The organism is Pseudarthrobacter albicanus (assembly GCF_018224015.1).
GTDB lineage: Bacteria > Actinomycetota > Actinomycetes > Actinomycetales > Micrococcaceae > Arthrobacter > Arthrobacter albicanus.
In genome coordinates this window covers 1-25,528 of the sequence record NZ_JAGPOT010000075.1, presented here as the reverse complement: position 1 = coordinate 25,528, position 25,528 = coordinate 1, and the positions used below count along the sequence as shown (strand labels likewise).

Sequence of the window (25,528 nt, the reverse complement as noted above, 5' to 3'; positions counted from 1 at the left end):
TCCGCGCTGGGCCGCCTCAATTCCTTGCATACACCCAGTCTTAAGGACCACTGCGCGAAGTCCAGCAGGCGCGCCTTAAACCACCCAAATTGTTCAGCGCAGTCCTAGTCCTCGGCACCGGTGCCGCACTGGCCGCCGCCGCCATCCCGGCCGGGCCGATCGCCCCGTCAGCGGACCCCGTCGTAGGGATCGTCCGTCAGGCCGAGGCCTATGCCCAGGACGATCCGGTCGCCGAACAGGGCATGCAGGAATCCATCCGGCTCTGCATGGCCAGGGCCGGCTTCGACTACACGCCGCCCAGGTGGGACCTGACACTGGACCTCAACGAAGCCATCGGATCCAAGCGGCTCACTGTCGAGGCCGCCAAAGCCAGAGGATACGCCAGCAGCGGCCCACGAGGGCCGCACGAGCCGGCACCGGATTCGGCAGACGGCAGGCTGTTCGCCGATCCGGCCTTCAACAACGCACTCACCGGCCCCGCCGGAACCGCACCAATGACCACGGTGCAAGGCAAGGGGACGTCCTCGGGCGGGTGCCGTGGCGAAGCCATGACACAGATCTACGGCAGTCCCGAAAACTACATGCTCGCCACCGGCATCGCGTACAACTCCTTCTACCCCGCCACCGACTCCGCCAGCCGCGACCCCGGGCTAGCCAAAGCCGACCAGGACTGGAAAGCCTGCATGAACGAAACCCCTTATTCCTCCTACGCCAATACCCGGCAGGCCACCGACGCAGGAAAACGCGCCGGAGGCCAGGAGGAGATAAAAATCGCCGTCACCGACGCCGTCTGCCGCGACAAAACCGGATTCCACGCAGCACTCGACAAGGTCCTGGACAAATACCTGACAACCCGCATGCAGCAACTTGCCCCGGAGATCGAAAAAGTAAAGGAAATTCGCCGAACCGCCGCCGCCAACGCAGCAGCCCTAGGTGCCACTGCTTCGAAATAGCGCTTATCGAAACGGCCAGCGGCGTCCTGTCAAACATTCGGGGGTGACAGGACGCCGCCAACTTTCGTTCTACGTTTCTCACGAACCGCAAAGAAAGCGTCCACGACCATCAGGCCGTACGCCCCGGATCCATGGCTAGTGCGGTGACCGGAAAGGTTGACCGGGTTTGGGAACGTGCCAGTCTGGTGGCATGGCTGATCGTGTGAAAGTGCGCCGGTTGAGTCCGGCGGAGGGGCAGCAGTTGCTGCGGATCGTGCGCCGGGGCGAGCCGAAACAGGTCCGGAGTGTGGTCCGGTGGCGGCGGGCAACGATGCTTTTGGCTTCGGCGGGCGGGAATTCGGTGCCGGTCATTGCCCGGCTGCTCGCCGCCGACGAGGACACCGTGCGGGAGGTGATCCACCGGTTCAACGAGATCGGGCTGGACTGCCTGGACCCTGAGTGGGCGGGAGGCCGTCCCCGCCTGCTTTGTTCCGGCGACGAGGACTTCGTCGCCGCGACGGCCAGCACCCGTCCGGGCAAACTGGGGGTGCCCCTTCTCGCACTGGTCGATTCGGAAGCTGGCCGGGTATCTGGGCGGGTGTGCGTCCCGGCCGGTCCACATTGGCCGGGAGGCGCTGCGTACCCTGCTGCACCGGCACCGGATCACGTTCCAGCGCACCTCGACGTGGAAGGAGTCCACCGACCGGACATCGAGGCGAATCTGGAGAGGATCGAGGACGTGCTCGACCACCATCCGGACCGGGCCTTCGCGTTCGACGAGTTCGGCCCGCCGGGCATCCGCCCGACCGCCGGGACCGGCTGGGCCGGCCGGAACGGCCACAAGGGGCAGCGGATCCTCCGCTGGGCCGCGGCCCACGCCGTCGAGCTGTGCTTTACCCCGACCTACGCCTCCTGGGCCAACCCGATCGAGGCTCACTTCGGGGCGCTGCGCCAGTTCACCCTGGCCAACTCCAACCACCCCAACCACGTGGTGCAGACCCGCCGGCTGCACGAGTACCTGCGCTGGCGCAACGCCCACGCCCGCCACCCCGACGTACTCGAAGCCCAACGCCGCGAACGGGCCCGCATCCGCAGCGAAAAGGGCCACCGCTGGGGCCGGCACGACGCGCCGAGGGCGGCATGACCAAACACCCCGAACCTATCCGGTCACCGCACTAGCGTCGGAAATTTCACTTTTCACCAGCCACCCCGTCATGACCGGAACGACCTCAGGTCAATAGGTGCGGCATCGTTCACCAAGTGCTGATCCGAATGGAGGCGCTGATGGTGCCGCCGGTCAGATGCCCAGACGCTTAAGCGGGAGGCGGTCCGGATTGGAGCAGAGCACGGCCAGGTTACTGATGCCTCTGGTCCGGTCAGCGAGGTCGAGGACCTTCCAGGATCCATGGCCGGCGTCGGAGAGTGCGCTGTTCAGTATCAGGATCCGGGACCAGTCGCTGCCTCCCATGTCGGCGACCAAGATCAGCGGGCTCGTGATGGTTGCCAAGAGAACGGCGGCGTCGTCGAGATGACGGCCGGCGTCCCGCGAGTCCTCCTGGTACGCGGCCCCCTTGAGTACCAGTGCTCCGAGGGTATTGGGGACGCTGATGAGTACGTGTTCCCCACCGTCGACCGCGACTCGGCAGTTCACCGTGCGCCGGAGTGCTTGAGTGCCGCCAGTGATCTGGAAGGGTTTGCGCCCTCCGATGCTGGGAATCATTTTCGGTGCAAGGTGGTCGGCGACCATGACATCAATCTGCTCCTTGCCACGGAGGAAACGATGGGCCGGCGCTGCATGGTCGACGGACGTCTGGAGCTCGTAGCCGAGTGAGCGCAGGACGCCGGTGACCGACGACGTCGTCGCCGCACCGGATTCGATGTGCAGCACAATGTCGATATCGGCCGTGGGGGGGAAACGGCCAGGCCGGCCACCGCCGAATGTAGCTGCACCATCAGGCCCCCAACGAGTGTCCACCGACTGGAGGGCAACGCGCGGGCAAGCTCAACGCATTGGGGCCACGGTCGTCCCCATCCGCCAGGCGGCGCCGGGGCCTCCCACAGCGGGCGATCCACGGATGCATCGTTCTCAGGCAGCCAGTAGCTCCTTAATGACACGCTGTCCGGCGCTGCGTTCCCGCGTGGCTGGGGATTCAAGCAGGTCCAGGGCGATCGCAGCAACGGGGACTTTTCCCTCAGCGAATGCTCCGGTGACGGTGACTTCCCGGATCACAACGTTGCCCTCCCGATCCTCGATCAGGCCGTATGCGTCCCGGAGGGCGTCGGCGTCACCGGCCCCCGCGTAGCCTTCTGCGGCTCCGGCGCCGCCGGTAAGACCGAACCGTTCGGCGATGTCGTCGTCGGCCATGGCCGCGGCGCCACTGAGAAGCAAGTGGGTACGGAGCAGCTGCACGACGTCGGGCGTGCCCCGGAAGTGTCGCACCGAGGCACGCCTGCGTGCCAGGATCGGGAGCTCCGCGGATTCCATGGTGCGCAACTTCTCTTTGAGCCGGGATAGTTCCGAGGATCCGATCCAGCCGACCTTTGTTTCGCCGGACAACAGGGTCAGCGCTGCCCAAGCGTTTTCCTCTGTCCAGGGGCGGCCATGGCGGGTACCTACCCGTGCGAGCTGATCCACGGACCCTGTGTCGACCAAGATGGTCCTGCCAACGGTGCCGGCTTGGATCAATTGGCCGGTCCCAATCAGCTTACGGACTGCCACCGGGGTGACGCCGAGTCGCTTTGCCGCTTCGCCAGTCGTCAAGGTACTCATGGACTAACGTTCTCTCGAAGAAACGTTAGTGTCAACCGGAACTTCTTTTTACGAGGTGAGCCATCGTGTGCCGGGACTGGCAGTTCTCGAAGGGCCCATGCTGGGAGAACTGGATGCGGGCGTGGCTGTCCCAGTGCTGGATCCACCAGGCCGACACTGCGTCGTCGGCGACGGCCTGCCCGTACGCGGCATACTGGGCGCTGAGGCGGTTGACCGCTTCCGGGTGTGCCCACCATTGCGGGCACCTTCACGCGCTCGTCCTTGACCGTGTTGGCGAACTTCTCAAACCCGTCCTTCGCGTTGGCAACGAACGCCACCGTATCCACGGTGCCCAGCACAACCTGCCCGCCAGGTGTCACGGAAAGCGCCGTACGCAGAACAGCCCCAGCAACCGCAGAGAATGACTTCCAGAGGGTCCAGGCAACGCACATGCCTACAGCCGCGCCAGGGGCTTTAAACTTTTCGGCCGTTTTTTAACACGTTCAGCAGACCTTCCACTTTTTTTGACATGAGATCCACCATCGAGGCGAGGTCATTGCCCGGAGTAGGTCGCAAGTCAGGTGATCACACCTCTGCTGAAACAGTCTCGTGCCCGGCCGGGGAGATCGCCAGCGGGACCGTGGCCAGGTTCTGCGCCAGGACGCCGCTCACGAACCGCAGGATCTCCTCCCCTGCCAGCACCCCGGAGGCCGAGGTCACCGTCAAGTTTGCCCGGGCGAAGCCGTCGCTCTCCAGCTCGCCGTGCGCGGGCCGGATCGCGATGTCGGCCAGCTCGAGGAGGCCCGCGTCGAGCCGTGAGTCGCCGGCAGCAACCAGCAGTCCGGCACCGCTGCGGCGCCGCACTTCGGCAACAGCGGCTTCCTTGGTGATCGGGACCGGAACGCAGTACAGCTTGCGGCCCTGCAGGGACGTGGTCCAGCCACGCTCAAGGCACCACGCGCCAAGCTCCTCGAGGTAGGCGTCGGGCAGCTTCTCCCGGTCAACGATCGAGTAAACGAAGAAGTCCTCGGCCGTCCGGACCCGCAGGATCGCCGGTACCGCCGCGCCGCCGGTGAGGTGGTCCAGCACCTCGCCCAAGGGTGCGCAATGCGCCCCCAGGGACCGCTGGATGTGGCGGGACCAGTCGGGATCCGGCTCGCCGTCGCGCAGCAGCACCGCACCGTTCGTCGTCACGGCATAGCCGCGGCCGACGCCCGGCAGCCGCACCCGGGCAAACTGGGCCTGCGTGCGGGTGGTGACCGGCACAAAGACACTCCGCGCCGCGATCCCCTCCAGCAACTCCTCTGCCGCCCGGGTCATGAAGGACAACGGCGCCGCGTCATAGACCTCGGCGACCACCATCCTGGGCGCCTGATGGTCCGCTCCGGGCAGCGCCATGGAGTTCGCCGAGTAGATCAGCGTGCGGTCCAGGTCGCTGGCCACCATGACGGGCGCGGTGCCGGGCATGGCCATCACGGTCCCGGCGCTCATACGTCGATCACCGTCTTTCCGTCGGCGCCCGTCGCGCCCGGGGTGTGGAGCGGATGGATCAGGCCGACACAGCTGTACGGCAGCCCCGGCACCTCCAGCACTTCGACGCCGCGCTCTTCCGCCAGGTGCAGCACATGCGTGATCTCGCCGGCCGCGTCGGGATTTATGAGCACCTTCCACGGCACGCGCCGCAGCAGCACCCGGGTGGTCTCCCCGACGCCCGGCTTGACCAGGTTCACGTTGTGGATGCCGAAGCTCCGGCTGATCTCCTCCACCGCGGCCCACCCCGACCAGTCGGCTCCGGGGAGTGCGTCGCTGTGTGCGGGGAAGCTCGCCGCGGCGGCCAGGACGTCATTCCGCGCCGCCGCGAACTGTGCCGTCACGGCGTCCAGGAACCGGTTGGAGACATCGCTGCCGGCCAGGTGCGAGTAGAACTTGGCGCCGTGGAAATCGCCGGGCCTGATCAGTTCCGTGTTGAAGACGGTGCGTGACACAAGGCCCGAGACCGTGGAGTTCAGGCAGGCGGACGGGATGAGATAGTCCTCGCGCGTGCCGAAGATCCGCACACAGTGTCCGGGATCGGCCAGGACCGCCAGGTCCGGCGGGAACGCCGCGCCGTCGGTCTTTTCGAAGAGCCCGACGGCGTCCGCGAGCTCACGGGCGATCGCCCCTTTGCCGGTCCAGCCGTCCACAAACATGATCCGGCCGGGGTTGTGCCGCGCGGCAAGATAGCCGAGCGCGGTCTGGTCGATGCCGAGCCCGCGCACGATGCTGACGGCATAGTGCGGCAGGTCCAGGCCGTGGACGTCCCTGGCCCAGCGCTTCATCAGGATCCCCACCGGCGTGCCGGCGCGGGCCAGCGATACCAGCACGGGGGCGTTATCGCGCAGCTTCAGGACCTGCTCGGTGAGGCTGCCGACGGCGTGCGCTAGCCGCGCCGCCGAGCCGTCCAGCGCCGCCTGGAACAAGGCACCGTACTCGGGGGATGGCTCGAACTCCTGCGGCAACGACTCCGCGTAGCTGGCCTTGCCGGATTGGATGGCGGCTTCGCGTTCGGCCGGCGGCGCCTCCAGCCGCGCGTAACTCAGGTCCTTGAGCAGCCACTGCACGTCCTCCGGGGCGTAGGAGCCGAAGGCAGGGCCGGCAAGCGGCGCCGGGAACGGCGCCTGCCGGGGAAGCAGCACGAGCCTGACGGCGGCGCCGCTGGCCGCCACGGCCTCTGCGATCCTGCCCGGGGCGGTCAGCCGGGAGGCCCGAGTCCCGGGTTCCGCCATGATCACCACGGTGTCGAAAAGCCCTTCAGGGTGTGCAAAGTTGTACGCGAACCTCGGCCCGGGGCCGTCCGGTGCGTCGTCGCCGCCTTCAAACGCCACGGCCGAGCGGATGGCATAGCCTGGCTCGTCCAGTGCCGCGATCGGGGACCGGGTACTGGTGGAATAGCGGACGTCGACATCGGGACGGAGGTCCTGCAGCCGGGCAGCGGCGGCCAGCGGCAGCGCCATGAATTCCTCGGTGGCGAGCACCAGGAGCCTGTCCCCCGGCGCTACTCCGCCGTCGATGGAGGCCGCGAGGGCGGCGGCGATACCGGCCGCCTGCTGCGGATCGGGCCGCCCGCCGATGCCGAAGCGGGCGCTCCGGACGGGCGGGACGACGCCGTTGAGGTCCAGCACCCGGATCTGCCCCGCGGCGGGCCGTCCCGTGTCTGGGAGCGAGATGTCCGGGCGGGAGATGCCCCGGAGCGGGATGCCCGCGCGGGGGCCGTCCGGGACCGGGCTGGTGGCCGGGAGGCGGCGGATCAGGTCCGCGGCGTCCGCGGCCAGCGTTCCCGGCAGCCGGATGCTGCCGTCCGCCAGGGCCACGGCGCTGATCCTGGCCCCGAGTTCGAGGGCCAGGGCGTCGAGGTTTCCCCGGTCGGCTGCGGAGCGCAGGTCCACGAGGGACGCGATGACATACCGGCGGCGCGGGGCCGTGCGGTGGAGTTCACGGATGGTGTTGACGATCGTGGCACCGGTGCTCAGCTCGTCATCCACGAGGATCACGGTGTCGGCCAGGTCCAGGGCCGCGCGGCTGGTCGGCAGGAGCTGGTGTGACGTGGCGTGCGAATGCGGCTCTTCGAACGCGCCGTAGGCCGCCACGCCGTCGCCGTCCGCTGCGTGCCGGGTCGAGTGGATGTAGTAGGTGCCCAGCTGCCCGGCCACGAGCTGTCCCAGCCCTGTGGCGGTTTCCGCGTAGCCGATGGTGACGGCGCCGGGAAGCGCTGTCTGCTGCCCTTCGAGCAGTCCGCAGAGCCCGGTGACGGCGGACAGCCTGGCCTCCCGTGTCTCCCGCGCCTCGCTCGTCATCTGCATCGTGTCCCGGTCGGGACGGGCGGAATCGCCGTCAGGATCCGAGGCAAGCAGTCCGGCGAGCCTCGCCGCGGCCTCGCCGATGACGGCCTCGAACGGGGCCTGCGGTGCCGTGCCGACCGGGCCTTGGGCTGCACCCTTGACTGCGTCTCCGGCTGCACCCTCGGCTGCGCCGTGCAGCTCCTGCCGGACCAGGAGGGCCAGCAGCCGGCCGGCAGCGGTCACGATTCCCGGTTCGGTCGGGACATGCTTGGCGAGAACCCGCGATACGAGCAGATGCGCCCGCTTCGGGTTGCGCCGGAGCGCCAACCCGACCAGGGCCTCCACGGGCAGCACGCCGTGCCCCGGGGCGGTGGCCACTTCGACGCCCAGTTCGTCCCGGACATACGCCCCGCTCCACACAACGTCCCTCGCTACTGTCTCTACTGCCTTCATCGCATGCTCGCTTCCAGGAGTTCGACGAAACTCACGCCGGGCCTGGCGACCCCGAACGCCCGGGCGCGCAGCAGCGTGCGCTCCGCCCAGGGCCGGTGCGGCTTCGACTCGTTCATCTTGTTGCCATAGGAGGAGGCCTTCACGCCGCCGCCGGTATCGCCGGCAATGTCCAGGGCATCGAGGTACTCCTCATGGCTGACGACGCACAGGGAGTGCACCACCGGCACGTGGCTGGGGTGGATCACGGTCTTGCCGAGCAGCCCGTTGGCCTGGTCCAGCTCGATCTCGCGGATGAGGCCATCCAGGTTCTCCATCAGGATCCGCTGCCGGAGTTTGCCCTCATTGACGGCTTCAAAAGGGGTGGACCGGAGCTGCGGCCGCAGCACCCGTTCGGTGTTGACGAAGTGCTCCCACACCGGGCCGGAAATCACCCAGCCGTCCTCCGGGCGGCCGAAGATATTCACGACGTCGCCGATAATGTTGGCCACCACCTTGACGTTGTAGATGGTCAGGTCGCGGGAGCGCCGCAGCCCGAAGGCGCTGGACATGTCCGTTGCACCGATCCGGACGCACAGCACCAGTCCGCGGAACTCGTTGATCAGGGCCAGGTTGTCCGTCAGCACTCGGACCCGCGACTGAAGATGCGTCGTGGAGAGGTCCTCGATGATCGGCATGGCCCGAAGCGGCGGCGCGTCAGGATCGCCGGCACGGCCGGAGTGCTCGTTCAACTGCTGCAGCGCCTCCATGAAGGCCCGGCCCCGGCCGGTTTCGTTCTCGAACTTGGGCAGGACGAAGCCATAAACGACGCCCAGGGCGGCACCGGCCCGTCTCCCGACGTCGAGCAGCTGTTCCGGGGTGCGGCACCGGATGAAGATCAGCGGCAGCTCGCCCGGATCGTCGACGGCGTGCAGTTCCGCGAGGGCGGCCAGCAGGTTCTCCTCCGCCGCGGCCACTTGATCGTCCGGCACGGCGTCTTCAAGGCAAATGACGGTGCTCAGGCACCCGGATCCGGCCTGCTTCCGGATGCCTTGCGCGAGGGCGGCCCTGGTGGCCGGCGTGTAGAGGGTCGCGCCTAGCGCCACCGCCAGCAGTCCCGGATCCGAGGCCCGGTGAAGAACCTCGGGCCGCACATGGAAAAGCCGTTCCATGACGGACTCGGTCAAGGCTCCGAAATGCTGCATTTTCCCCCAGGTAGTAGCTGCGGCGTGGTGCCGGATTAGCGCAGGAGGACCCGTTGGTCCAGCGGAATTGTCATCGTGAACCCGAACAGGGTCCACACTGTTGCGTCGGAGGCATCTGCCGGGACAAACTCGGTGCGCACTTCAAGGATCGCGCCGATCCGGCACAGGTGCAGCACCGTCCGGAAGCCGTCGTCGTTCCGGGGGGCAACCGCGGCGGCGGCGCCGTCGAACACCCCGATGGTCAGCGGCTTCTCCGCGGCAATGAACAGCGCGCGGCGAAGCAGCCGGACATGGCGCAGGGACACCACGCCGGACGAGTCCTCGAAACCGACCAGGGGCCGGTTCCCGGGCGTCATGACGGGGGTTCCCGCCTTGTGCCCGTCGGCGTGGTGGGCGCCCGTGGTGAAGTGCGTATCCTCCCAGGCCACGGAGCGGACGCCGGCCACCAGCAGGGAACCGATGGCGGACTGCCTCGCGTTCAGCCGCACCAGGGGGTTCGCTTCACCCAGCTGACGGACGCTCCCGAAGGCGGGGGCCGGGAAGACGCGGTCCTGCACCGCCGCCTTGGGGCCCGACGCCGGAGCACGGCGTGGCCCCGACGCGGGGCCCGCAGACGCTTGAGCCGCGGGGCCGGGCTGGGAACGGCCGGTCTGGAGGGTGAGTCCCCCGGAGCCCGACGGCGCGGGGTTCGACGGCGCGCCGAGCCCGCCGGCCGCAGCTTGCGTCACGGGCGGGTGTTGCGCGGGTTTCCGCCGGCGGCTGAGATAGCCCAGGTCCGTCCGGATGCTGCTTCGGTCCAGGGCCATGTCAGAGGCTCAACTTGAAGTCGGCGGCGACGGCGGCCAGCCCGGTTTCGTAGCCCTGGCCGAGGGCCCGGAACTTCCAGCCGCCGGCGTGCCGGTAGAGCTCCCCGAGAATCATGGCGTTGACCTTGTCCATGTTCATCGGCGGAACGTTGAAGCGGAGCAGTTCCCGGTTCCGCTCGTCGGCGACCCGCAGGTAGGTGTTCCTGACGGCAGCAAAGGTGCCGGGGCCCCGGACATCGGGGTCAATGTAGACGAGCACCGCGATCTTGGTGACGGCCTCCGGAACGCGGACCAGGTCGACGTCGATCTGTTCCTGGTCTTCGGTTCCGGCGAACGCGACGCTGCCCTCGGGGCTCGCGATCTGGTTGAAGAAGACGAGGTGTTCGTCCGAGACGGCGCGGCCGTCCGGTCCGCACATGATGACCATCGGAACCGGCTCGGACTGCGGACCACGGCTCGGCACCATGTCCCAGCCGATCCCCAGCAGCACCTTGCCGAGGCCGGGGTTCTCTGCGGTGAGGGCGGCGTTGCTGCCCGCGACCATCGAAGCCACTAGCGTCCTTCCAGGTGAAGACCATCGATATCAAACTTGTCCCTGAGGAACCGGCCGTGGACGGCCAGTTCCGTAATGGCGCCGGTGCGGACCTGGTTGTCCAGGTTTTGTGCGGTGGAATAGAGGGTGTCCAGCTGCTCCAGCAGCACCGCGGTGTCCGCCGAATCGTCGCTCCGCGAGTCCGCCGCCAGCATGGAGTAGGCGCGCAGCGGGGCGGGCAGGTAGTCGGTGATGACCGCGTCCAGGAGCACGCGCTGCTCGGTGGACGCCCCTGATTGCCCGATGTAGCGGATCAGGGCACGAAGGACGTCCACGAGCTGCAGCACCTGCGAGAGCACCACGGTCGGAAGCTCCGCCCCCTTGCCCAGCGCCATAGCCCGGAGTTCCCCAAGAGCCGCCGAGGTGGCGGCCAGCTCGTCCTGGAGAGGATCGTGCTGGGGCTGCTGTTCGGCAACAGGCGCAGGAACAACGTTGTTGCCGAACAGCGAGCCTAAGAATTTTGCGACCATAGCCCGTAAGCCTATTGCTCAGGGCTGGCGGCCGCTAATTCCCCTCCTGCTTGCGGACCCGGTCCAGGTAGGGACGGGCGCGTTCCAGCCCGGTTTCAAGGGCGTGAACGGTGCCTTCCATGTTCTTGTTCGCCTGCGAGCGGAAGGTGTCGATCGCGTCCATGGTCTGGAAGACGTTGTCGAAGGCCTTCTGCAGGGTTTCCACGCTGACGCCGGAGCTGGCCGCCTGCTGGTGGATGCGGGCGGTCTGGTCCTTGAGCATCTCGGAAGTCTTCAGGATCATGTTGTTGGTGGTGGTGTTGATGGCATCGATCTGGTCCAGCACCATCTTCTGGTTGGCAAGGGCCTGGGCCACGATGACCGCGGTCCGGAGCGCGGAGATCGTCGTGGTGCGTGCCCGCTCCACGCCCTTGATCAGCTCGGTGTTGTTCTTGCGGATCATGTCGATGGCAAGGTAACCCTGCACCGAGACGGCCAGTTGCGTCAGAATGTCCTGGTGGCGCTGACGGATCGGATAGAGCACGTCGGAGTCGAGTTTGCCGGCTTCCTCGATCTGGCCCGACATCCTCATCTCTTCGATCCTGTTTGCCGTCGCCGTGTCCAGGGCCTTCGCGAAGACGGCGTACTCGCTCAGCCCCTGCATGGTCTCCCACAGCTGCGTCTTTTCCTGCGCGAGTGCGGCATTGTCCTTGAGCAGCTCGTCCTGCCCGGACATCAGGGACTTGATGATCTTGTCCAGCTGGGTCTGGGCGGTCTCATACTTCTGGAAGTACTTGGCGAGTTTGTTGCCGCCCGGGATGATCCCCAGGATCTTCCGGCCCACGCTCAGGTCGGCGTTGTTGGGGGTGAGGTCTTCAACCGTGGAACGAAGTTCACCGAGCGTGGAGGCGACCTGCACCTGGGCGCTGCTGCCGGACTTCTTCGCGCCGGCCAGCGACGTGGAGGACCGTTCCAGCAGCCGGCTCGAGGTACTGGCGGAGGAGACCAGCTGCTCGCCCGCCAGCCGGTTGATCCCGTCGATTTTGCTCGTGTACTCGGGGCTGTGCGGGTTCATTGCCGAGACTTCGCTGACAAAGGCCCGCGCCTGGGCGTTGATCTCCTGCTGGCGTTCAGCCGGGACCGGAACCATGCCCGGGGCGTCGTCGACCTTGACGATATCCACGGTTTCCGGAGCGTTCAGGACCAGCGGGGTCGACGCCGAGGTGTCCGGCGGCGTGAGTTGCATGCTCATTGTTGTCTCTCTTTCTGTGGTCGCGGGGTCTTAGCCGAGCTGGACGCCGAAGTCGGCGGCGATGCCGGCGAGGCCGGTGGCGTATCCCTGGCCGACGGCCTTGAACTTCCATTCGCCGTTGTGGCGGTACAGCTCAGAGAAGATCATGCAGGTCTCCGGTGCGGCATCCTCGCTGAGGTCGTAGCGGACCACCTCAGTGTCAGTGTCCTGGTTGACGACGCGGCAATAGGCGGAGCGGACCTGGCCAAAGTTCTGCCGGCGGGCCTCCGCCTGGTCGATCGAGACGACAAAGACGATCCGCTCGACGTCAGCCGCCACGGCGGAGAGTTCGACGGCGACCACCTCGTCGTCGCCCTCGCCCGCACCGGAGCGGTTGTCACCCTTGTGGGCCACCGAGCCGTCAGCTGCAGCCGGCTGGTTGTAGAAGATGAAGTCCGCCGAAGAACGGACCTTGCCGTCGGCTCCGAGCAGGAGCGCCGAGGCATCCAGATCGAACGCGTCGCCAGTTGTCGTACGAGGATCCCAGCCCAGCCCGACGAGAACCTTGTTCAGCCCCGGATCGGTCTTGGTGAGCGAGAGGTTACTGCCTTTGGTGAGGGTCAGGCCGGCCATGGTGATGCTCCTTTGTTTCAGTCGGGTGAATTTGCTAGCTCAGTGCGATGCCGAAGTCTGTGGCTACGCCATGCAGGCCGGAGGCGTAGCCCTGGCCTACGGCACGGAACTTCCATTCGCCGTTGTGGCGGTAGATCTCCGCGAAGATCATGCACGTTTCCGCGGCCGCGTCCTCGGTGAGGTCGTAGCGGACGATCTCGTTGTCGGTCTCCTGGTTCACCACCCGGCAGAAGGCGTCGCGCACCTGGCCGAAGTTCTGGCGGCGGGCCTCGGCCTGGTCGATGGAGACGACGATGACGATCTTCTCGATGTCGGAGGCCACGGAGTCAAGATCGATCAGGATCTGCTCGTCGTCCCCTTCGCCCTCACCGGTGCGGTTGTCGCCCTGGTGCACCACCGAACCGTCGGCCGAGGCCAGCTGGTTGTAGAAGATGAAGTCGTCGTTCGAGCGGACCTTGCCGTCGGCCCGGACGAGGAGCGCCGAGGCATCGAGGTCGAACTGCTCCCCCGCGGTGGTCCGGGGGTCCCAGCCGAGGCCGATCATGGCCTTGCGGAGCCCGGGGTCGGCTTTTGTCAGGGACAGGTTGCTGCCCTTGCTCAGAGTCAGGCTGGACACGTTACCTCCTTGGGTGGGTTGTGGAAGGAGCCGTTAGAGGGCAGAGGCCGCGACGTCGCGGACCTCGCCGGGCGTGCGCCCGTTAGCCGGGGTACCGATGGCCTGGAAGCTCCAGCCGTTCCCGTTCCGCGACAGCTTGGACATGACCATCGCCGTGTGCCGCCCCGACTCCGCGAGTTCATAGCGGGCGACCTCGGGGCTGCCTGCGGCCGAGTCGTCGATGACCCGGCAGAAGGCGTTCTTGACCATGTCGAAGGTCTGCTGGCTGTAGCTCGTGATCACGAAAACGATGTGCCCGACTGCCGCCGAGACGTTCGGCAGGTCCACCGTGAGGGTCTCGTCGTCGCCGTCTCCCGCGCCGGTCAGGTTGTCGCCGGTGTGGCGGATGGACCCGTCCTGGCTGGTGAGCTGGTTGAAGAAGACGGTGTCGAGATGCTTCCCTGCAGAATCAAACAGGAGGGCCGAGGCATCCAGATCGATCTCCACAGTCTTGCTTCCGCCGAAGAATCCCTTCTTGGCCGGAACCGCGGAGTCCCATCCGAGACCCAGCCGGACGTTTGTCAGGGAGTCACCGTTCTGCTTGGTCAGCGACAGTGACTGGCCCTTCTGCAAACTCAAACCCATTGCTTTACTCGCTTCTCATCGTGGTGGTAGTGGATCTTGTAGCGTAGTGGACTAGCTGCCCGCATCGGCAGACTGCAGCGAGTCGTCGCGCTTGGCGGCCCGCTTGTTGCGCCGGACCGAGCCGGCAAAGGCGGCGCCGATGAACACGACGCCGATCAGGCCGGTCACGATCTCGTTGATGGGAACCACGATCGTGATCAGCAGGATCACGGCCAGGGCACCGATGGCCCAGTGGGCCCCGTGGTCCAGGTATTCGAATTCGTCCAGGGTCCCCTGGCGGACGAGGAAGACCGTCAGGGAGCGGACAAACATGGCACCGATGAATCCCAGCCCCAGGGCAATGATGATCGGGTCCGAGGTGATGGCGAAGGCGCCGATGACGCCGTCGAACGAGAAGGATGCGTCGATTACCTCGAGGTAGAGGAACAACATGAGGGCGGCTTTTCCGGCCAGCTTGGCCGCGCCGGTGGGGCCGGAGTGCACCGCGATGTCTGCGTCGGCGGCGTCGACGTCGAAGAGGTTCCCGAGGCCGTTGACCAGGAAGTAGGTGATCATGCCCAGGAGCCCGGACAGCAGGACGATTCCCTGCTTATCGCCCGCCACGGCACCGGCCACGACCAACGCGACCATGCCCACAATCAGGGATGCGCTGTCGAGCTTGCCCAACCTGGCCAGCGGGATTTCCAGGAACTTGATCCACTTGATCTCACGGTGGGCAAGGATGAAGTCCAGGAAGAGCATCAGGAGGAACATTCCGCCGAAGGCCGCGATCTGCGGGTGGGCCTCGTGCAGCAGGTACCCGTAGGTTCCCGGCGTGTGGGGGTCGCCCTTTTCCAGGGCCAGGCTGACGGCCTCAACCGGGTTCAGCTGGGCCGTGGCTCCCACAATCAGCAGCGGGAAGACGATGCGCATCCCGAAGACGGCGATGATGATGCCCACGCTGAGGAACATCTTCTGCCAGAACGGGTTCATCCGCTCAAGGATCCGCGCGTTGACCACCGCGTTGTCGAAACTCAGGCTGATTTCAAGAATGCCCAGAATGACGCAAAGAATGAGCGCCTGGGGGCCGCCATAAAGAAGAGCCACCACCAAAGCAATGATGGTGACCGCGAACGACCAGCCGAAAGTCTTGAAAAACACGCTTGAACAACTCCTGGAACTACGGGTCCTGCCAGTCAACGACGGCAGGACGGCGAAAAACATCCCGGAAGTTATCCCCCAAGACTTCGTGCCACCATCCTATCTACCGGGCGCGACGCGATATCACCCCAACCCTGTACAACGACCGTGACCCGCCTGGAGTTCCGTCCGGCTCAGCCGGACGCGGAAAGTCCCCGCCCCCGGACCGCGCCGCTGGACGCGGAGATCGGTCCCGGAGACGGGGACTTTCCGTTGCATAACGCTGGATGTGGCTAGCTGCGCCGCACCTCGACGCCGTCGGACTTCAGGAAGAGCTGCGTCTCAGGCGGGGCTGCCGGGACCAGCCAGAGCACGTGGCCGCTCACGGAGACTTCCTCGACCTCACCGGCGGCCAGGACCTGTGCGTGCTTGAGGATTTCGACCCGGTCGCCGGCCTTCAGGCTTCTCCAGTCGGAAACCGTGGCGGCCGATGCCTGGCGTCTGGACAGAACCGTCTCGCGTGCTTTCATTGAACTCTTACCCCTTTGTATGTGTTCTCTGCCACAACTTCGTTGGTGTGGACTTCCATTTTTACTACAGTTTCCGGGCCCCCGGCGTGCGTGTCGCCAACTATTTCGGGGGCGCCGGAAATTGTTTACCTGTACTGCATTTTGTTTCTTCTCAGGCGAGATTTCCGACGGCGGATTCGGCCGCCGCCCGGACCGCGCCGGAGGCGACCAGCCGGTCCGCCGCTTCGAGCTCCGGTGACAGGAACCTGTCGGCCCCCGGACCGTCGACGACGCCGCGCAGCGCCGCGATCACCGCGGTGCCCGCCGGCCCCGGCGTGAGATCTCCGCCGGAGAGCTGCGTGCGGATGTCCAGGGCCCGCGCCGAGGTCACCAGCTCGATGGCCAGGACACGGCGCAGGTTCTCCGCGGCGCGGCGGAGTTTGCGGGCAGCGTGCCAGCCCATCGACACGTGGTCCTCCTGCATCGCCGAGCTCGGGATCGAGTCCACCGACGCCGGGACCGCGAGCCGCTTGTTGTCCGAGACCAGCCCGGCCTGCGTGTACTGCGCGATCATCAGGCCGGAATCCACGCCCGGGTCCGCGGCCAGGAAGGCCGGCAGGCCGTGCGAGCGTGCCGGATCCAGCATCCTGTCGGTCCGGCGCTCGGCGATGGAGCTCAGGTCCGCCACGGCGATGGCCAGGAAGTCGAGCACGTAGGCCACCGGGGCGCCGTGGAAGTTGCCGTTGGAGCTGACCCGGCCGTCGGGCAGGACCACCGGGTTGTCGATCGCGGCGGCCAGTTCACGGGAGGCGACGAGGGCGGCGTGGTCCACGGTGTCGCGGACGGCGCCGGCCACCTGGGGTGCGCAGCGCAGCGAGTAGGCGTCCTGGACCTTGGTGTCGTTGATCCGGTGCGAAGCCACGATCGGGGAGCTGGACAGGACCCGCAGCATGTTGTCGGCGGAGGCGGCCTGGCCGGGGTGCGGCCGGAGGGCCGCGTGCAGCTCGGGCAGGAACACCTGGTCGGTGCCGAGCAGCGCCTCGACGCTGAGGGCCGCGGTGATGTCCGCCGTCGTGAGCAGCTGGCGGATGTCAGCGATGGCCATCAGCAGCATGCCGAGCATGCCTTCGGTGCCGTTGACGAGTGCCAGGCCCTCCTTTTCGGCGAGCGTCACCGGTTCGATGCCGTGTGCGGCGAGCAGTTCCGCCACCGGGGGCTCACCTCGGCCACCGTTATTTCCTCCATAGAGTTTGCCGTCCGGGCCGGCGGCTTCGCCTTCGCCCATCAGCACGAGGGCGCAGTGGGACAGCGGCGCGAGGTCACCGGAGCAGCCGAGCGAGCCGAATTCGCGGACCACGGGGGTGATGCCGGCGTTGAGGATGTCCACCATGGTCTGCAGCACCACGGGGCGGACACCGGTGCGGCCGGAGGCGAGGGTCTTGGCGCGCAGGAACATGATGCCGCGGACCACCTCGCGTTCCACGGCAGGCCCCATGCCGGCGGCGTGGCTGCGGATCAGGGACTTCTGCAGCTGGGTGCGCAGCTCGTTGGGGATGTGCCGGTTGGCCAGGGCCCCGAAGCCCGTGGAGATGCCGTAAGCCGGGACCTCGCTGTGGGCGAGGCCGTCAATGTGGGCACGGACCTTGGCGACGGCGTCGAGAGCGTCCTGGGAGATGGCCACCTTGGCGCCGTGGCGGGCGACGGCGACGACGTCCTCGGGGGTGACCCCGCTCGAGCCAAGGGTGACGGTGAGTGGTTCGTGGGTTGGTGCGTTGGCTGTGATGGTCATGATTCCTACTTCATTCTTCTCATCGATTGCTCCGTAAGTGCCCTTTTGGCGGCTCAAAACGGCAGTTACGGAGCAATCGATATGGGGTTGGGGGCCGGTTAGCGGGTTTCTGGGGCCACGCGGACGGGGTTCCCTGGCCGAGCTTGCGAGGTTAGGGAGTCCGTGGGGATCATCGGGATGCGGACGCCGCGTTCTTTGGCGACGTCGACGGCGCGGTCGTAGCCGGCGTCGGCGTGGCGGATGACGCCCATGCCGGGATCGTTGGTGAGGAGGCGCTCGAGTTTCTGCGCGGCGAGGTCGGTGCCGTCGGCGACGGAGACCTGGCCGGCGTGGATGGACCGGCCGATGCCCACGCCGCCGCCGTGGTGGATGGAGACCCAGGTGGCGCCGGAGGCGGTGTTGAGCAGGGCGTTGAGCAGCGGCCAGTCGGCGATCGCGTCGGAGCCGTCGGCCATGGCCTCGGTCTCGCGGTACGGGGACGCGACGGAGCCGGAGTCGAGGTGGTCGCGGCCGATCACGATGGGCGCCTTGACCTTGCCCTCCTTGACGAGCCGGTTGAACAGCAGCCCGGCCTTGGCGCGGTCGCCGTAGCCGAGCCAGCAGATCCGGGCCGGCAGGCCCTCGAACTCCACCCGTTCCTGGGCGGCGTCGATCCAGCGGTGCAGGTGCTTGTTTTCCGGGAAGAGCTCCTTGATCGCCGCATCGGTGACGGCGATGTCCTCCGGGTCGCCGGAGAGCGCGACCCAGCGGAACGGGCCCAGGCCCTCGCAGAACAGCGGGCGGATGTAGGCCGGGACGAAGCCTGGGAACTCGAAGGCGCGGGTGTAGCCGCCCTTGCGGGCCTCGTCGCGGATGGAGTTGCCGTAGTCGAACACCTCGGCGCCGGCGTCCTGGAACTCCACCATGGCCTGGACGTGCCGGGCCATCGAGGCCTGGGCCTTCTTGGTGAAGCCATCCGGATCGGCGGCGGCCTCGCGGTGCCACTCCTCCACGGTGATGCCCTCGGGCAGGTAGGACAGGGGGTCGTGGGCGGAGGTCTGGTCCGTCACGATGTCCACGGTCAGCTCGCCGGCGTTGTGGCGGCGCAGGATCTCGGGAAAGACCTCGGCGGCGTTGCCGACGTAGCCCACGGACCAGCCGCGGCGCTCTTCCTTGGCCTTAAGGACCTTGGCGATGGCGGCGTCGAGGTCGGTCTCGACCTCGTCGAGGTAGCGCTTGCCGGCACGCCGGCGCAGGTGGGCCTCGTCGACGTCGACGATCAGGCAGGCGCCCTCGTTCAGCGTGACGGCGAGCGGCTGGGCGCCGCCCATCCCGCCGCAGCCGCCGGTGAGGGTCAGGGTGCCGGCGAGGGTGCCGTCCTCGTCGCCGGTGAGCTTCCTGGCGATGGCGGCGAAGGTCTCGAAGGTGCCCTGAAGGATGCCCTGGGTGCCGATGTAGATCCAGGACCCGGCGGTCATCTGGCCGTACATCATCAGGCCCTCGGCCTCGAGCCGGCGGAATTCGGGCCAGGTGGCCCAGTCGCCGACGAGGTTGGAGTTGGCCAGGAGCACCCGCGGCGCCCATTCGTTGGTGCGGAAGACCCCGACTGGCTTGCCGGACTGGACCAGGAGGGTCTCGTCCTTTTCCATGGACTCCAGGGTGCGGGTGATCGCGTCGAACGCGGCCCAGGACCGGACGGCGCGGCCGGTGCCGCCGTAGACCACGAGGTCATCGGGGCGTTCGGCGACCTCGGGGTCCAGGTTGTTCATCAGCATGCGCAGCGGGGCTTCGGTCTGCCAGCTCTTGGCGGTGAGCGTGGTGCCGCGGGCGGCTTTGACCGGGCGGGCACCGGTGGTGAAATCGGCGGGTGCCATGAGGGGCTCCTATCTAGGTGTTGCGGGAGGTTCTGTATCAACTAAACCGCGTCCGCAACCGCGGAAACAGGGCCTGCGGGCGGGTGCTGTCCGGTATTCCAGACCCGCTCACCTTTCCCCAACTAGGTAGCAGCAGTTGTCGTTTTGAGGCCCCAGAACGACAACTGCTGCGAGTCAGTTGGGCTGGCGGCGCATCGTGGGGCGGGCCGGGGGTCAGTGCGCGGGGCGGCCGTGGATCCGCACCGAGAGCTCGTCCGCGACCTTCTGGATCCGTGCCGCCAGCGCGGGCCACTGCTCCGGGGGCAGCTTGTCCTCCAGGAACGTGACGGCGACGGCCGCCGTCGGCCATCCCACATGGTCGGTGACGGCGGCCGCGATCGAGCCGAAGCCGGGCGTCACCTCGCCGTGTTCGGTGGCGTAGCCGCGCTGGCGGACCTGGTCCAGGTGCGAGGACAGCGCGGAGTACTTCATGATGGGCGATTCGGTCTCGTGCCGGGCGGTGAAGGCGGCGGCGTTCGGGTACAGCGCGCGGACCTGGGATTTGGGCAGCGCGGCGAGGATGGCCCGCCCACTGGCGGTCAGGTGGCTGGGCAGCCGGACCCCGACGTCGGTCACCAGCGACGGGCGGTTCTTGGCCCGCTCCTCGACGATGTAGAGCACGTCGCGGCCGTGCAGCACGGCCAGGTGCGCGCTTTCGCCGACCACGTCCACGAGCGAGGCGAGCATCGGCCGGCCCAGCCGGGAGAGGGGTTCCTGCCGGGAATAGGCGGAGCTCAGCTCGAAGGCGCTGATCCCCAGCCCGTACCGCTGCTCCTCGTGCAGGTGCAGCACGAAGCCGTTCTCCTCCATCACGCCGAGCAGGTGGTAGACGCTGGAGCGCGGAAGTCCCAGCGCGGTGGCAATGTTCGACGCCGCCATCGGCCCCCGCCTGGAGGCCAGCAGTTTGAGGATGCGCAGCGTGTTCTCTGCTGCGGGGACCTTGGAGGCCACCTTCGGGGCGGCTGTTTTGGGAGCCGTTGCGGCGGCGGCGGCGGCTGCTGCGGCTGCGCGGGCGGTGTTCAGGGCGGTGGTGCTGGTCGCTGGCATGGGTCCTCTTCGAAGGCTTGCGGTGTCCGGTATCCCATACTCAAGCATGCGCCGGTCCACGGGATTCGCACAGGCCGGGGTCGGACCGCCTGTCCGGGATCCCGGACATTTCCGGCGGATGCTCGGGCGCCCGTCAAGGATGCACCGGCCGCATCACCCGGGAGCGAAGATCCGGACACCGTGGTCAGGCGCCGCCGTAGTCAGGCATCCGGCAGGACGGCTAACATCTGGACCATGAAGCAGACGTGGGAGCCAGGGCAGGAGGGCGTCATGATTCTGCCCTCCGGCCGGCTCATCCGCGGCCGCGCGCTGCATTTGCCGCTTCCCGCGGGACCGCCGCCTGAATTCGGCGTGTACCTGCTGGGCGAGAGCCCGCCGCCGGTGGAGTGGGAAGCGCGCTGGGTGCACTGGCCGGATCTGCGGTTGCCGGTGGACGAACCGGATGCCCTGGCCGCCTTTGCCGAAGCGTGGCGCCGCGCCGAATGCGAGCGGGTTGAGGTCGCCTGCTGGCGTGGGCGCGGCCGGACCGGCACGGCGCTGGCCTGCATCGCCATCCTGGACGGGGTTCCGCCCGAACAGGCCGTCTCCTTCGTGCGCCGGCATTACCACCGGCGGACGGTGGAGACGCCATGGCAGCGGTGGTACGTCGCCCGGTTCCGGCCGCCGGCCGCGTGACGCCCGCCGCCGGGCGGCAGCTCAGATCGTCACCACGACCTTGCCCCGGGCCCGGCCTTCGTGCACATACTCGATGGCCGCCGGGGCCTCGGCGAGCGTGACCGTCTTGTCGATGACGGGCCTGATCTTGCCCTCCTCGATGAGCGTCGTCAGGAATTCAAGGTCCTCCTGCCGCTCCACCGACGCCAGGCCGCGGAGTTTCTGGCCGACGAAGAGGGACAGCACGGCAGCCCGGAGTACACGGTCCAGGCCACCGGCCCACCGCCCGCCTGCTTCCCCGCCGACGACGACGAGGGTCCCCTTGGGTGCCAGCGCGCGCCGGAGGACCGACAGCGGACGGTTGCCGGCGATGTCGAGCATGAGATCGTAGCGTTTACCGGCTGCCGCGAAGTCCTCCCGGGTGTAGTCGATGACGTGGTCCGCGCCGATCGAGGAGACCAGCTCCAGCTTGGCGGTGCTGCAAACGCCGGTCACGTGCGCGCCAAACGCCTTGGCCAGCTGCACAGCGTAGGTGCCAACGCCGCCGGCCGCTCCGATGACCAGGACTTCCTGTCCGGGCTGGACCTGCCCGCTGTCCCGGAGCCCTTGGAGGGCTGTGTTGGCGGAGATGGGGACGGCGGCGGCCTGCTCAAAGCTGAGGTTTCTTGGTTTCCGCGCCAGCAGCTTCTCCTTGGCGCACACATATTCGGCAAACGATCCCTCGCAGGTGCCGAACACCTCATCGCCGGGCCGGAATCCGACGACGTTCCTTCCGACTGCCTCCACGTGCCCGGCGACGGCCCGGCCCCGGATCCCGTCCTTCGGATTCTTCAGCCCGTAGCCAATGATCCGTGCCAGGTACGGCAGTCCCGCCATGAGGTGCCAGACGCCCTGGTCGACGCCGGCAGCGCGGACGCGGACGAGCACCTCGTCCTCGCCGGCCACCGGCTTGTCGACGTCGCGGAGTTCCAATGCATCCGCGGAGCCGTACACGTCCTGGATGATCGCTTTCATGGTGGTTCTCCTTCATGGCCGGCGTGCTCATGGCGTGCTGGACACGCCGTCGGGCGGAAACCTGACATCCCCAAGCTAAGGAAACCTGACCCGGAGTCAATAGCGTCCGCCTTCCCGGGCCTGCGCCGAACGGGCTGACCGGCGCTGAACGGGCTGAGACCAGACCCGCACAGTCTGAGATCGAAGACATCAACCCGCCGTGAGCCTCCTCACAGCCTCGCCAAAGATGGTCTGCTGGATGGCGATCCCCCTCCCAATGACGAGAAGGTATTCGCATGCAACAAGCCCAAACCGCCACCAAGCCCACGCCCGCCGGTACCGATGGAACGCCAGCCGGCACCGCCGGAAGAACCGTCAGCGCCGCCGTCGAAACGGTGCTCAGCCGGGGGCTCAACGTCCGGCATATCCGCTTTATGGCCCTGGGGTCGGCGATCGGAACCGGGCTGTTCTACGGCTCGGCGTCCGCCATCCAGAAAGCCGGGCCGGGCGTGCTGTTCGCCTACATGATCGGCGGCGCGGCGGTGTTCATGGTGATGCGCGCCCTGGGGGAAATGGCAGTGCGGCACCCGGTCTCCGGCTCGTTCGGCCAGTACGCGAGCCGCTACCTCGGACCGCTGGCCGGCTTTGTGACCGGCTGGACCTACGTCTTCGAGATGGCGATCGTGGCCATCGCGGACGTCACCGCCTTCAGTATCTACATGGGATTCTGGTTCCCCGAGGTGGAGCGCTGGATCTGGGTGCTGGCCATCATCTTCTTCCTGGCCGCCCTGAACCTGCTGAGCGTGAAGGTCTTCGGCGAGCTGGAATTCTGGTTCTCGCTGATCAAGGTGGCGGCCATCATCGCCATGATCGCGGGCGGCGCGGCCATCATCGTCTTCGGCTTCCAAGCCGGCGGCGCCACCGTGGCGCCCGGCCTGGGCAACCTGGTGGACCACGGCGGGATGTTCCCCAACGGCTTCGAAGGGCTCCTTGCCTCCTTCGCCGTCGTGATGTTCGCGTTCGGCGGGATCGAAACCCTGGGCATCACCGCCGGCGAGGCCGCCGACCCCAAGACCGTCATCCCGAAGGCCGTCAACACCGTCCCCGTGCGGGTGCTGCTGTTCTACGTGCTGACCCTCGGCGTGCTGATGAGCCTGTTCCCGTGGAACGAGATAGGCACCAACGGCAGCCCGTTCGTGCAGATCTTCAGCGGCCTGGGCATCCCTGCCGCCCCGCACATCCTCAATGCCGTGGTGATCACCGCCGCCCTCTCCGCCATCAACAGCGACATCTTCGGCGCGGGCCGGATCCTCTTCGGCCTGGCCCGGCAGGGTCACGCCCCCGCGAGCTTCGGCAAGGTATCCCGCCATGGCGTGCCGTGGATGACGGTGGTGATGATGACGGTCATCCTGCTGGTGGGCGTGGTCCTGAACGCCGTCATCCCCGAGGATGTGTTCCTGCTGATCGCCTCGATTGCGACCTTCGCCACGGTGTGGGTCTGGGTGATGATCCTGGCCTCCCACGTGGCCATGAAACGCGAGATCGCCCGCAAGGGTCTGCCGGCGTCGGAGTTCCCCTCGCCGTGGTGGCCCGCCGCGTCCGTGCTGACCATCGCGTTCATGGCCCTGGTGATCGGAATCCTGGGCGCCTTCGAGGACACCCGCGTGGCGCTCTACGTGGGCGCCGTCTGGCTTGGCCTGCTGGTGCTCGCGTACCGGCTCTGGGTCCGCGGCCACGGCCGGGCCCGTGCGGAACTGGCGGACGAAACGTCGCAACTGCCGCAGGTGTCCGCGGGAGGATGAGCCCGGCGCCGGGCACCCTGCGCGCGGTACCGCGGCGGGGTTAGGATCAGGCGTGGTCCCGTCCACCAACCTGCTGGCCTTCGCGCTGACTGCGCTCCTCCTCATCGCGGTCCCGGGGCCCAGCGTGCTGTTCGTGATCGGACGGACGCTGGCCCTCGGGCGCAAGGGCGGGCTGCTGAGCGTGCTCGGGAACGCGATCGGCGAGCTGCTGCAGATCGCCACGGTGGCCCTGGGCGTGGGAGTGCTGCTGGCCCAGTCCGTCATGCTCTTCAGTGTGGTCAAGTTCGCCGGCGCCGCCTACCTGATCTACCTCGGCATCCAGGCGATCCGGCACCGCGGCGGAGGCCCGACAGCGGCGGACCCGTCGCGTTCGGCGTCCACCTTCCGTATCCTCCGGGAGGGATTCATCGTGGGCGCCACCAACCCGAAGTCGGTGGTCTTCTTCGTGGCCGTGCTCCCGCAGTTTGTGGACTATTCCGCCGGCGTCATCCCGCTCCAGCTGGGCACGCTCGGGGCGGTGTTCCTGCTCATCGCCCTCGTTTCGGACAGCGCCTGGGCCCTGGCCGCGGGAACGGCCAGGCACTGGTTCGCCAGATCGCCCCGCAGAATCGCCACGTTGGGCACCACGGGCGGCGTCATGATGATAGGACTCGGCGGAATCGTGGCCCTGCTGGGCAACACCGCGGAGCTCCGACCGGACAAGTAGCAACCCAAGTGGTGCCCGATGGACAAGGGGTAGAAGTTACTCGTGTTACTCGCGAGGCATCGCGGCTACAGTGAATTCACGGCGGCACCGGACAGCGGGAGCTAGGCTGGGGAACCCTGAGATGCTGGTCCGGACTGCCGCGAATCTAGCGCCGAGGTGAGGCCTGGCGCCCATGCTCCCAAGGGACATGATCTCCAGGGACATGGGCGCGGAGTCTCACCTCGGCGGCTTAAACGGGCAAGCGCGGCCGGCTCCTACCGCGCCGACCAGCCGCCGTCCATGGTGTAGCTGGCCCCGGTGACCATGCCGGCGTCGTTGGACGCGAGCCAGCTCACCAAAGAGGCCACTTCCTCCGGCTCCACGAGCCGCTTCACGGCGGATTCCGTGAGCATGATCCTGGCCAGCACCTCGGCTTCCGGGATGCCGTGGACCTTGGCCTGGTCCGCAATCTGCTTCTCGACCAGCGGCGTCCGGACATAGCCCGGGTTGATGCAGTTGGAGGTGACCCCGTGCGCCCCGCCCTCCAGCGCGGTCACCTTGCTGAGGCCTTCCAGGCCGTGCTTGGCGGAGACATAGGCGGCCTTGAACGGGGAGGCCCTCAGTCCGTGCACCGAGGACAGGTTGATGACCCTGCCGAAGCCGTTGGCGTACATGTGCGGCAGCGCGGCACGGATCAGCAGGAACGGCGCCTCGAGCATCAGCGTGATGATCCGGCGGAAATCGGCCGGATCGAAGTCCTCGATGGGGCTGATGCGCTGGATCCCGGCGTTGTTGACCAGGATGTCGCAGTCAAGGCTGCGGGCCTGGAGCGCCTCGACGTCGAGCAGGTCCACCGCCCACGCGGTGCCGCCCACCTCGTCGGCGAGGGCCGCCGCGGCGGCCGCATCAACATCCGCAACCACCACCTTGGCGCCCCGCGCGGCCAGGGCCCGG

Annotated in this window: 24 protein-coding genes and 1 pseudogene; 5 read left to right on the top strand and 20 right to left on the bottom strand. The window is 67.5% G+C overall.

All coding sequences use genetic code 11. From position 1 onward, the window contains the following. Nucleotides 1-89: 89 nt before the first annotated feature. Both J9611_RS15810 and J9611_RS15805 read left to right on the top strand, forming a co-directional pair. Nucleotides 90-953, top strand: a complete 864-nt coding sequence (locus tag J9611_RS15810; protein WP_211881485.1) for a hypothetical protein — start codon at nucleotides 90-92, stop codon at nucleotides 951-953. Between the two features lie 190 nt (nucleotides 954-1,143). Further along, the gene (locus J9611_RS15805; protein ID WP_211881484.1) at nucleotides 1,144-2,076 is read left to right on the top strand and encodes a helix-turn-helix domain-containing protein; all 933 of its coding nucleotides are present in this window, start codon (nucleotides 1,144-1,146) and stop codon (nucleotides 2,074-2,076) included. 153 nt (nucleotides 2,077-2,229) lie between these two features. On the opposite strand, the gene J9611_RS15800 is transcribed toward J9611_RS15805, so the two are convergent. The 18 genes and pseudogenes from J9611_RS15800 to J9611_RS15715 form a co-directional block, all read right to left on the bottom strand. Continuing rightward, complete coding sequence (locus J9611_RS15800) at nucleotides 2,230-2,820, bottom strand: hypothetical protein (RefSeq protein WP_246527902.1); 591 nt, start codon at nucleotides 2,818-2,820, stop codon at nucleotides 2,230-2,232. Nucleotides 2,821-3,018: 198 nt separating this feature from the next. Continuing rightward, a complete protein-coding gene (locus tag J9611_RS15795; RefSeq protein ID WP_246527901.1) occupies nucleotides 3,019-3,567 on the bottom strand; it encodes a DNA-binding protein in 549 nt (182 codons plus the stop codon). A 166-nt stretch (nucleotides 3,568-3,733) separates the two neighbouring features. Next, nucleotides 3,734-3,934 (bottom strand): annotated as a pseudogene (locus tag J9611_RS15790) (DUF4913 domain-containing protein); the annotation flags it as partial. Between the two features lie 332 nt (nucleotides 3,935-4,266). Next, nucleotides 4,267-5,172: an HAD family hydrolase gene (locus J9611_RS15785; protein ID WP_211881482.1), complete on the bottom strand. Its 906-nt coding sequence runs from the start codon at nucleotides 5,170-5,172 to the stop codon at nucleotides 4,267-4,269. Next, complete coding sequence (locus tag J9611_RS15780) at nucleotides 5,169-7,952, bottom strand: phosphoribosyltransferase domain-containing protein (protein WP_211881481.1); 2,784 nt, start codon at nucleotides 7,950-7,952, stop codon at nucleotides 5,169-5,171. Before J9611_RS15780 ends, J9611_RS15785 begins: the two co-directional genes overlap by 4 nt. Beyond that, the gene (locus J9611_RS15775; RefSeq protein WP_246527900.1) at nucleotides 7,949-9,115 is read right to left on the bottom strand and encodes an HpcH/HpaI aldolase/citrate lyase family protein; all 1,167 of its coding nucleotides are present in this window, start codon (nucleotides 9,113-9,115) and stop codon (nucleotides 7,949-7,951) included. The genes J9611_RS15780 and J9611_RS15775 overlap by 4 nt, the downstream gene beginning before the upstream one ends. 53 nt (nucleotides 9,116-9,168) lie before the next feature. Next, nucleotides 9,169-9,861 (bottom strand): hypothetical protein, encoded by a 693-nt coding sequence (locus tag J9611_RS15770; protein WP_211881477.1) that lies wholly within the window; start codon nucleotides 9,859-9,861, stop codon nucleotides 9,169-9,171. A 79-nt stretch (nucleotides 9,862-9,940) separates the two neighbouring features. Further along, entirely contained in the window at nucleotides 9,941-10,483 is a 543-nt protein-coding gene (locus tag J9611_RS15765; RefSeq protein ID WP_246527906.1) for a TerD family protein, read from the bottom strand. A gap of 8 nt (nucleotides 10,484-10,491) precedes the next feature. Then, nucleotides 10,492-11,001, bottom strand: a complete 510-nt coding sequence (locus tag J9611_RS15760; RefSeq protein ID WP_211881473.1) for a hypothetical protein — start codon at nucleotides 10,999-11,001, stop codon at nucleotides 10,492-10,494. Between the two features lie 34 nt (nucleotides 11,002-11,035). Continuing rightward, the gene (locus J9611_RS15755) at nucleotides 11,036-12,232 is read right to left on the bottom strand and encodes a toxic anion resistance protein (RefSeq protein WP_246527899.1); all 1,197 of its coding nucleotides are present in this window, start codon (nucleotides 12,230-12,232) and stop codon (nucleotides 11,036-11,038) included. Between the two features lie 30 nt (nucleotides 12,233-12,262). Then, on the bottom strand, nucleotides 12,263-12,844 hold the full coding sequence (locus tag J9611_RS15750; protein ID WP_211881471.1) for a TerD family protein: 582 nt from the start codon (nucleotides 12,842-12,844) through the stop codon (nucleotides 12,263-12,265). Between the two features lie 34 nt (nucleotides 12,845-12,878). Then, the gene (locus J9611_RS15745; protein WP_211881469.1) at nucleotides 12,879-13,460 is read right to left on the bottom strand and encodes a TerD family protein; all 582 of its coding nucleotides are present in this window, start codon (nucleotides 13,458-13,460) and stop codon (nucleotides 12,879-12,881) included. A gap of 33 nt (nucleotides 13,461-13,493) precedes the next feature. Next, nucleotides 13,494-14,084, bottom strand: a complete 591-nt coding sequence (locus tag J9611_RS15740; protein ID WP_211881467.1) for a TerD family protein — start codon at nucleotides 14,082-14,084, stop codon at nucleotides 13,494-13,496. A gap of 51 nt (nucleotides 14,085-14,135) precedes the next feature. Further along, nucleotides 14,136-15,224: a DUF475 domain-containing protein gene (locus J9611_RS15735; RefSeq protein WP_211881466.1), complete on the bottom strand. Its 1,089-nt coding sequence runs from the start codon at nucleotides 15,222-15,224 to the stop codon at nucleotides 14,136-14,138. 272 nt (nucleotides 15,225-15,496) lie between these two features. Further along, nucleotides 15,497-15,733 carry a hypothetical protein gene (locus J9611_RS15730; protein ID WP_211881464.1) on the bottom strand — a complete coding sequence of 79 codons (237 nt, stop codon included), beginning with the start codon at nucleotides 15,731-15,733 and terminating at the stop codon, nucleotides 15,497-15,499. A 151-nt stretch (nucleotides 15,734-15,884) separates the two neighbouring features. Further along, on the bottom strand, nucleotides 15,885-17,501 hold the full coding sequence (gene hutH / locus J9611_RS15725; protein ID WP_211881462.1) for a histidine ammonia-lyase: 1,617 nt from the start codon (nucleotides 17,499-17,501) through the stop codon (nucleotides 15,885-15,887). A 98-nt stretch (nucleotides 17,502-17,599) separates the two neighbouring features. Further along, entirely contained in the window at nucleotides 17,600-19,354 is a 1,755-nt protein-coding gene (gene hutU, locus J9611_RS15720; RefSeq protein ID WP_211881460.1) for a urocanate hydratase, read from the bottom strand. A 213-nt stretch (nucleotides 19,355-19,567) separates the two neighbouring features. Next, a complete protein-coding gene (locus J9611_RS15715; RefSeq protein WP_246527898.1) occupies nucleotides 19,568-20,440 on the bottom strand; it encodes an IclR family transcriptional regulator in 873 nt (290 codons plus the stop codon). 234 nt (nucleotides 20,441-20,674) lie between these two features. Between J9611_RS15715 and J9611_RS15710 the strand changes: the two genes are divergently transcribed. After that, complete coding sequence (locus J9611_RS15710; protein WP_211881458.1) at nucleotides 20,675-21,115, top strand: protein-tyrosine phosphatase family protein; 441 nt, start codon at nucleotides 20,675-20,677, stop codon at nucleotides 21,113-21,115. 21 nt (nucleotides 21,116-21,136) lie between these two features. Here the strand turns inward: J9611_RS15710 and J9611_RS15705 are convergent, their stop codons facing one another. Beyond that, nucleotides 21,137-22,108 (bottom strand): NAD(P)-dependent alcohol dehydrogenase, encoded by a 972-nt coding sequence (locus J9611_RS15705; RefSeq protein WP_211881456.1) that lies wholly within the window; start codon nucleotides 22,106-22,108, stop codon nucleotides 21,137-21,139. A gap of 275 nt (nucleotides 22,109-22,383) precedes the next feature. Between J9611_RS15705 and J9611_RS15700 the strand changes: the two genes are divergently transcribed. Together J9611_RS15700 and J9611_RS15695 are read left to right on the top strand one after the other, a co-directional pair. After that, nucleotides 22,384-23,889 carry an amino acid permease gene (locus J9611_RS15700; protein ID WP_246527897.1) on the top strand — a complete coding sequence of 502 codons (1,506 nt, stop codon included), beginning with the start codon at nucleotides 22,384-22,386 and terminating at the stop codon, nucleotides 23,887-23,889. A 52-nt stretch (nucleotides 23,890-23,941) separates the two neighbouring features. Then, complete coding sequence (locus tag J9611_RS15695; RefSeq protein WP_211881454.1) at nucleotides 23,942-24,595, top strand: LysE family translocator; 654 nt, start codon at nucleotides 23,942-23,944, stop codon at nucleotides 24,593-24,595. Nucleotides 24,596-24,849: 254 nt separating this feature from the next. On the opposite strand, the gene J9611_RS15690 is transcribed toward J9611_RS15695, so the two are convergent. Beyond that, a partial coding sequence (locus J9611_RS15690) for an SDR family oxidoreductase (RefSeq protein WP_211881452.1) occupies nucleotides 24,850-25,528 on the bottom strand: 679 nt, incomplete at its 5' end.

Excerpts from the sequence above, each read along its gene's own strand:
- J9611_RS15805 (WP_211881484.1), top strand. The coding sequence starts at position 1,144 with ATGGCTGATCGTGTGAAAGTGCGCCGGTTGAGTCCGGCGGAGGGGCAG.
- J9611_RS15785 (WP_211881482.1), bottom strand. The coding sequence starts at position 5,172 with ATGAGCGCCGGGACCGTGATGGCCATGCCCGGCACCGCGCCCGTCATG.
- J9611_RS15780 (WP_211881481.1), bottom strand. The coding sequence starts at position 7,952 with ATGAAGGCAGTAGAGACAGTAGCGAGGGACGTTGTGTGGAGCGGGGCG.
- J9611_RS15765 (WP_246527906.1), bottom strand. The coding sequence starts at position 10,483 with ATGGTCGCGGGCAGCAACGCCGCCCTCACCGCAGAGAACCCCGGCCTC.
- J9611_RS15760 (WP_211881473.1), bottom strand. The coding sequence starts at position 11,001 with ATGGTCGCAAAATTCTTAGGCTCGCTGTTCGGCAACAACGTTGTTCCT.
- J9611_RS15755 (WP_246527899.1), bottom strand. The coding sequence starts at position 12,232 with ATGAGCATGCAACTCACGCCGCCGGACACCTCGGCGTCGACCCCGCTG.
- J9611_RS15750 (WP_211881471.1), bottom strand. The coding sequence starts at position 12,844 with ATGGCCGGCCTGACCCTCACCAAAGGCAGTAACCTCTCGCTCACCAAG.
- J9611_RS15740 (WP_211881467.1), bottom strand. The coding sequence starts at position 14,084 with ATGGGTTTGAGTTTGCAGAAGGGCCAGTCACTGTCGCTGACCAAGCAG.
- J9611_RS15730 (WP_211881464.1), bottom strand. The coding sequence starts at position 15,733 with ATGAAAGCACGCGAGACGGTTCTGTCCAGACGCCAGGCATCGGCCGCC.
- hutH (WP_211881462.1), bottom strand. The coding sequence starts at position 17,501 with ATGACCATCACAGCCAACGCACCAACCCACGAACCACTCACCGTCACC.
- hutU (WP_211881460.1), bottom strand. The coding sequence starts at position 19,354 with ATGGCACCCGCCGATTTCACCACCGGTGCCCGCCCGGTCAAAGCCGCC.
- J9611_RS15715 (WP_246527898.1), bottom strand. The coding sequence starts at position 20,440 with ATGCCAGCGACCAGCACCACCGCCCTGAACACCGCCCGCGCAGCCGCA.
- J9611_RS15710 (WP_211881458.1), top strand. The coding sequence starts at position 20,675 with ATGAAGCAGACGTGGGAGCCAGGGCAGGAGGGCGTCATGATTCTGCCC.
- J9611_RS15705 (WP_211881456.1), bottom strand. The coding sequence starts at position 22,108 with ATGAAAGCGATCATCCAGGACGTGTACGGCTCCGCGGATGCATTGGAA.
- J9611_RS15700 (WP_246527897.1), top strand. The coding sequence starts at position 22,384 with ATGCAACAAGCCCAAACCGCCACCAAGCCCACGCCCGCCGGTACCGAT.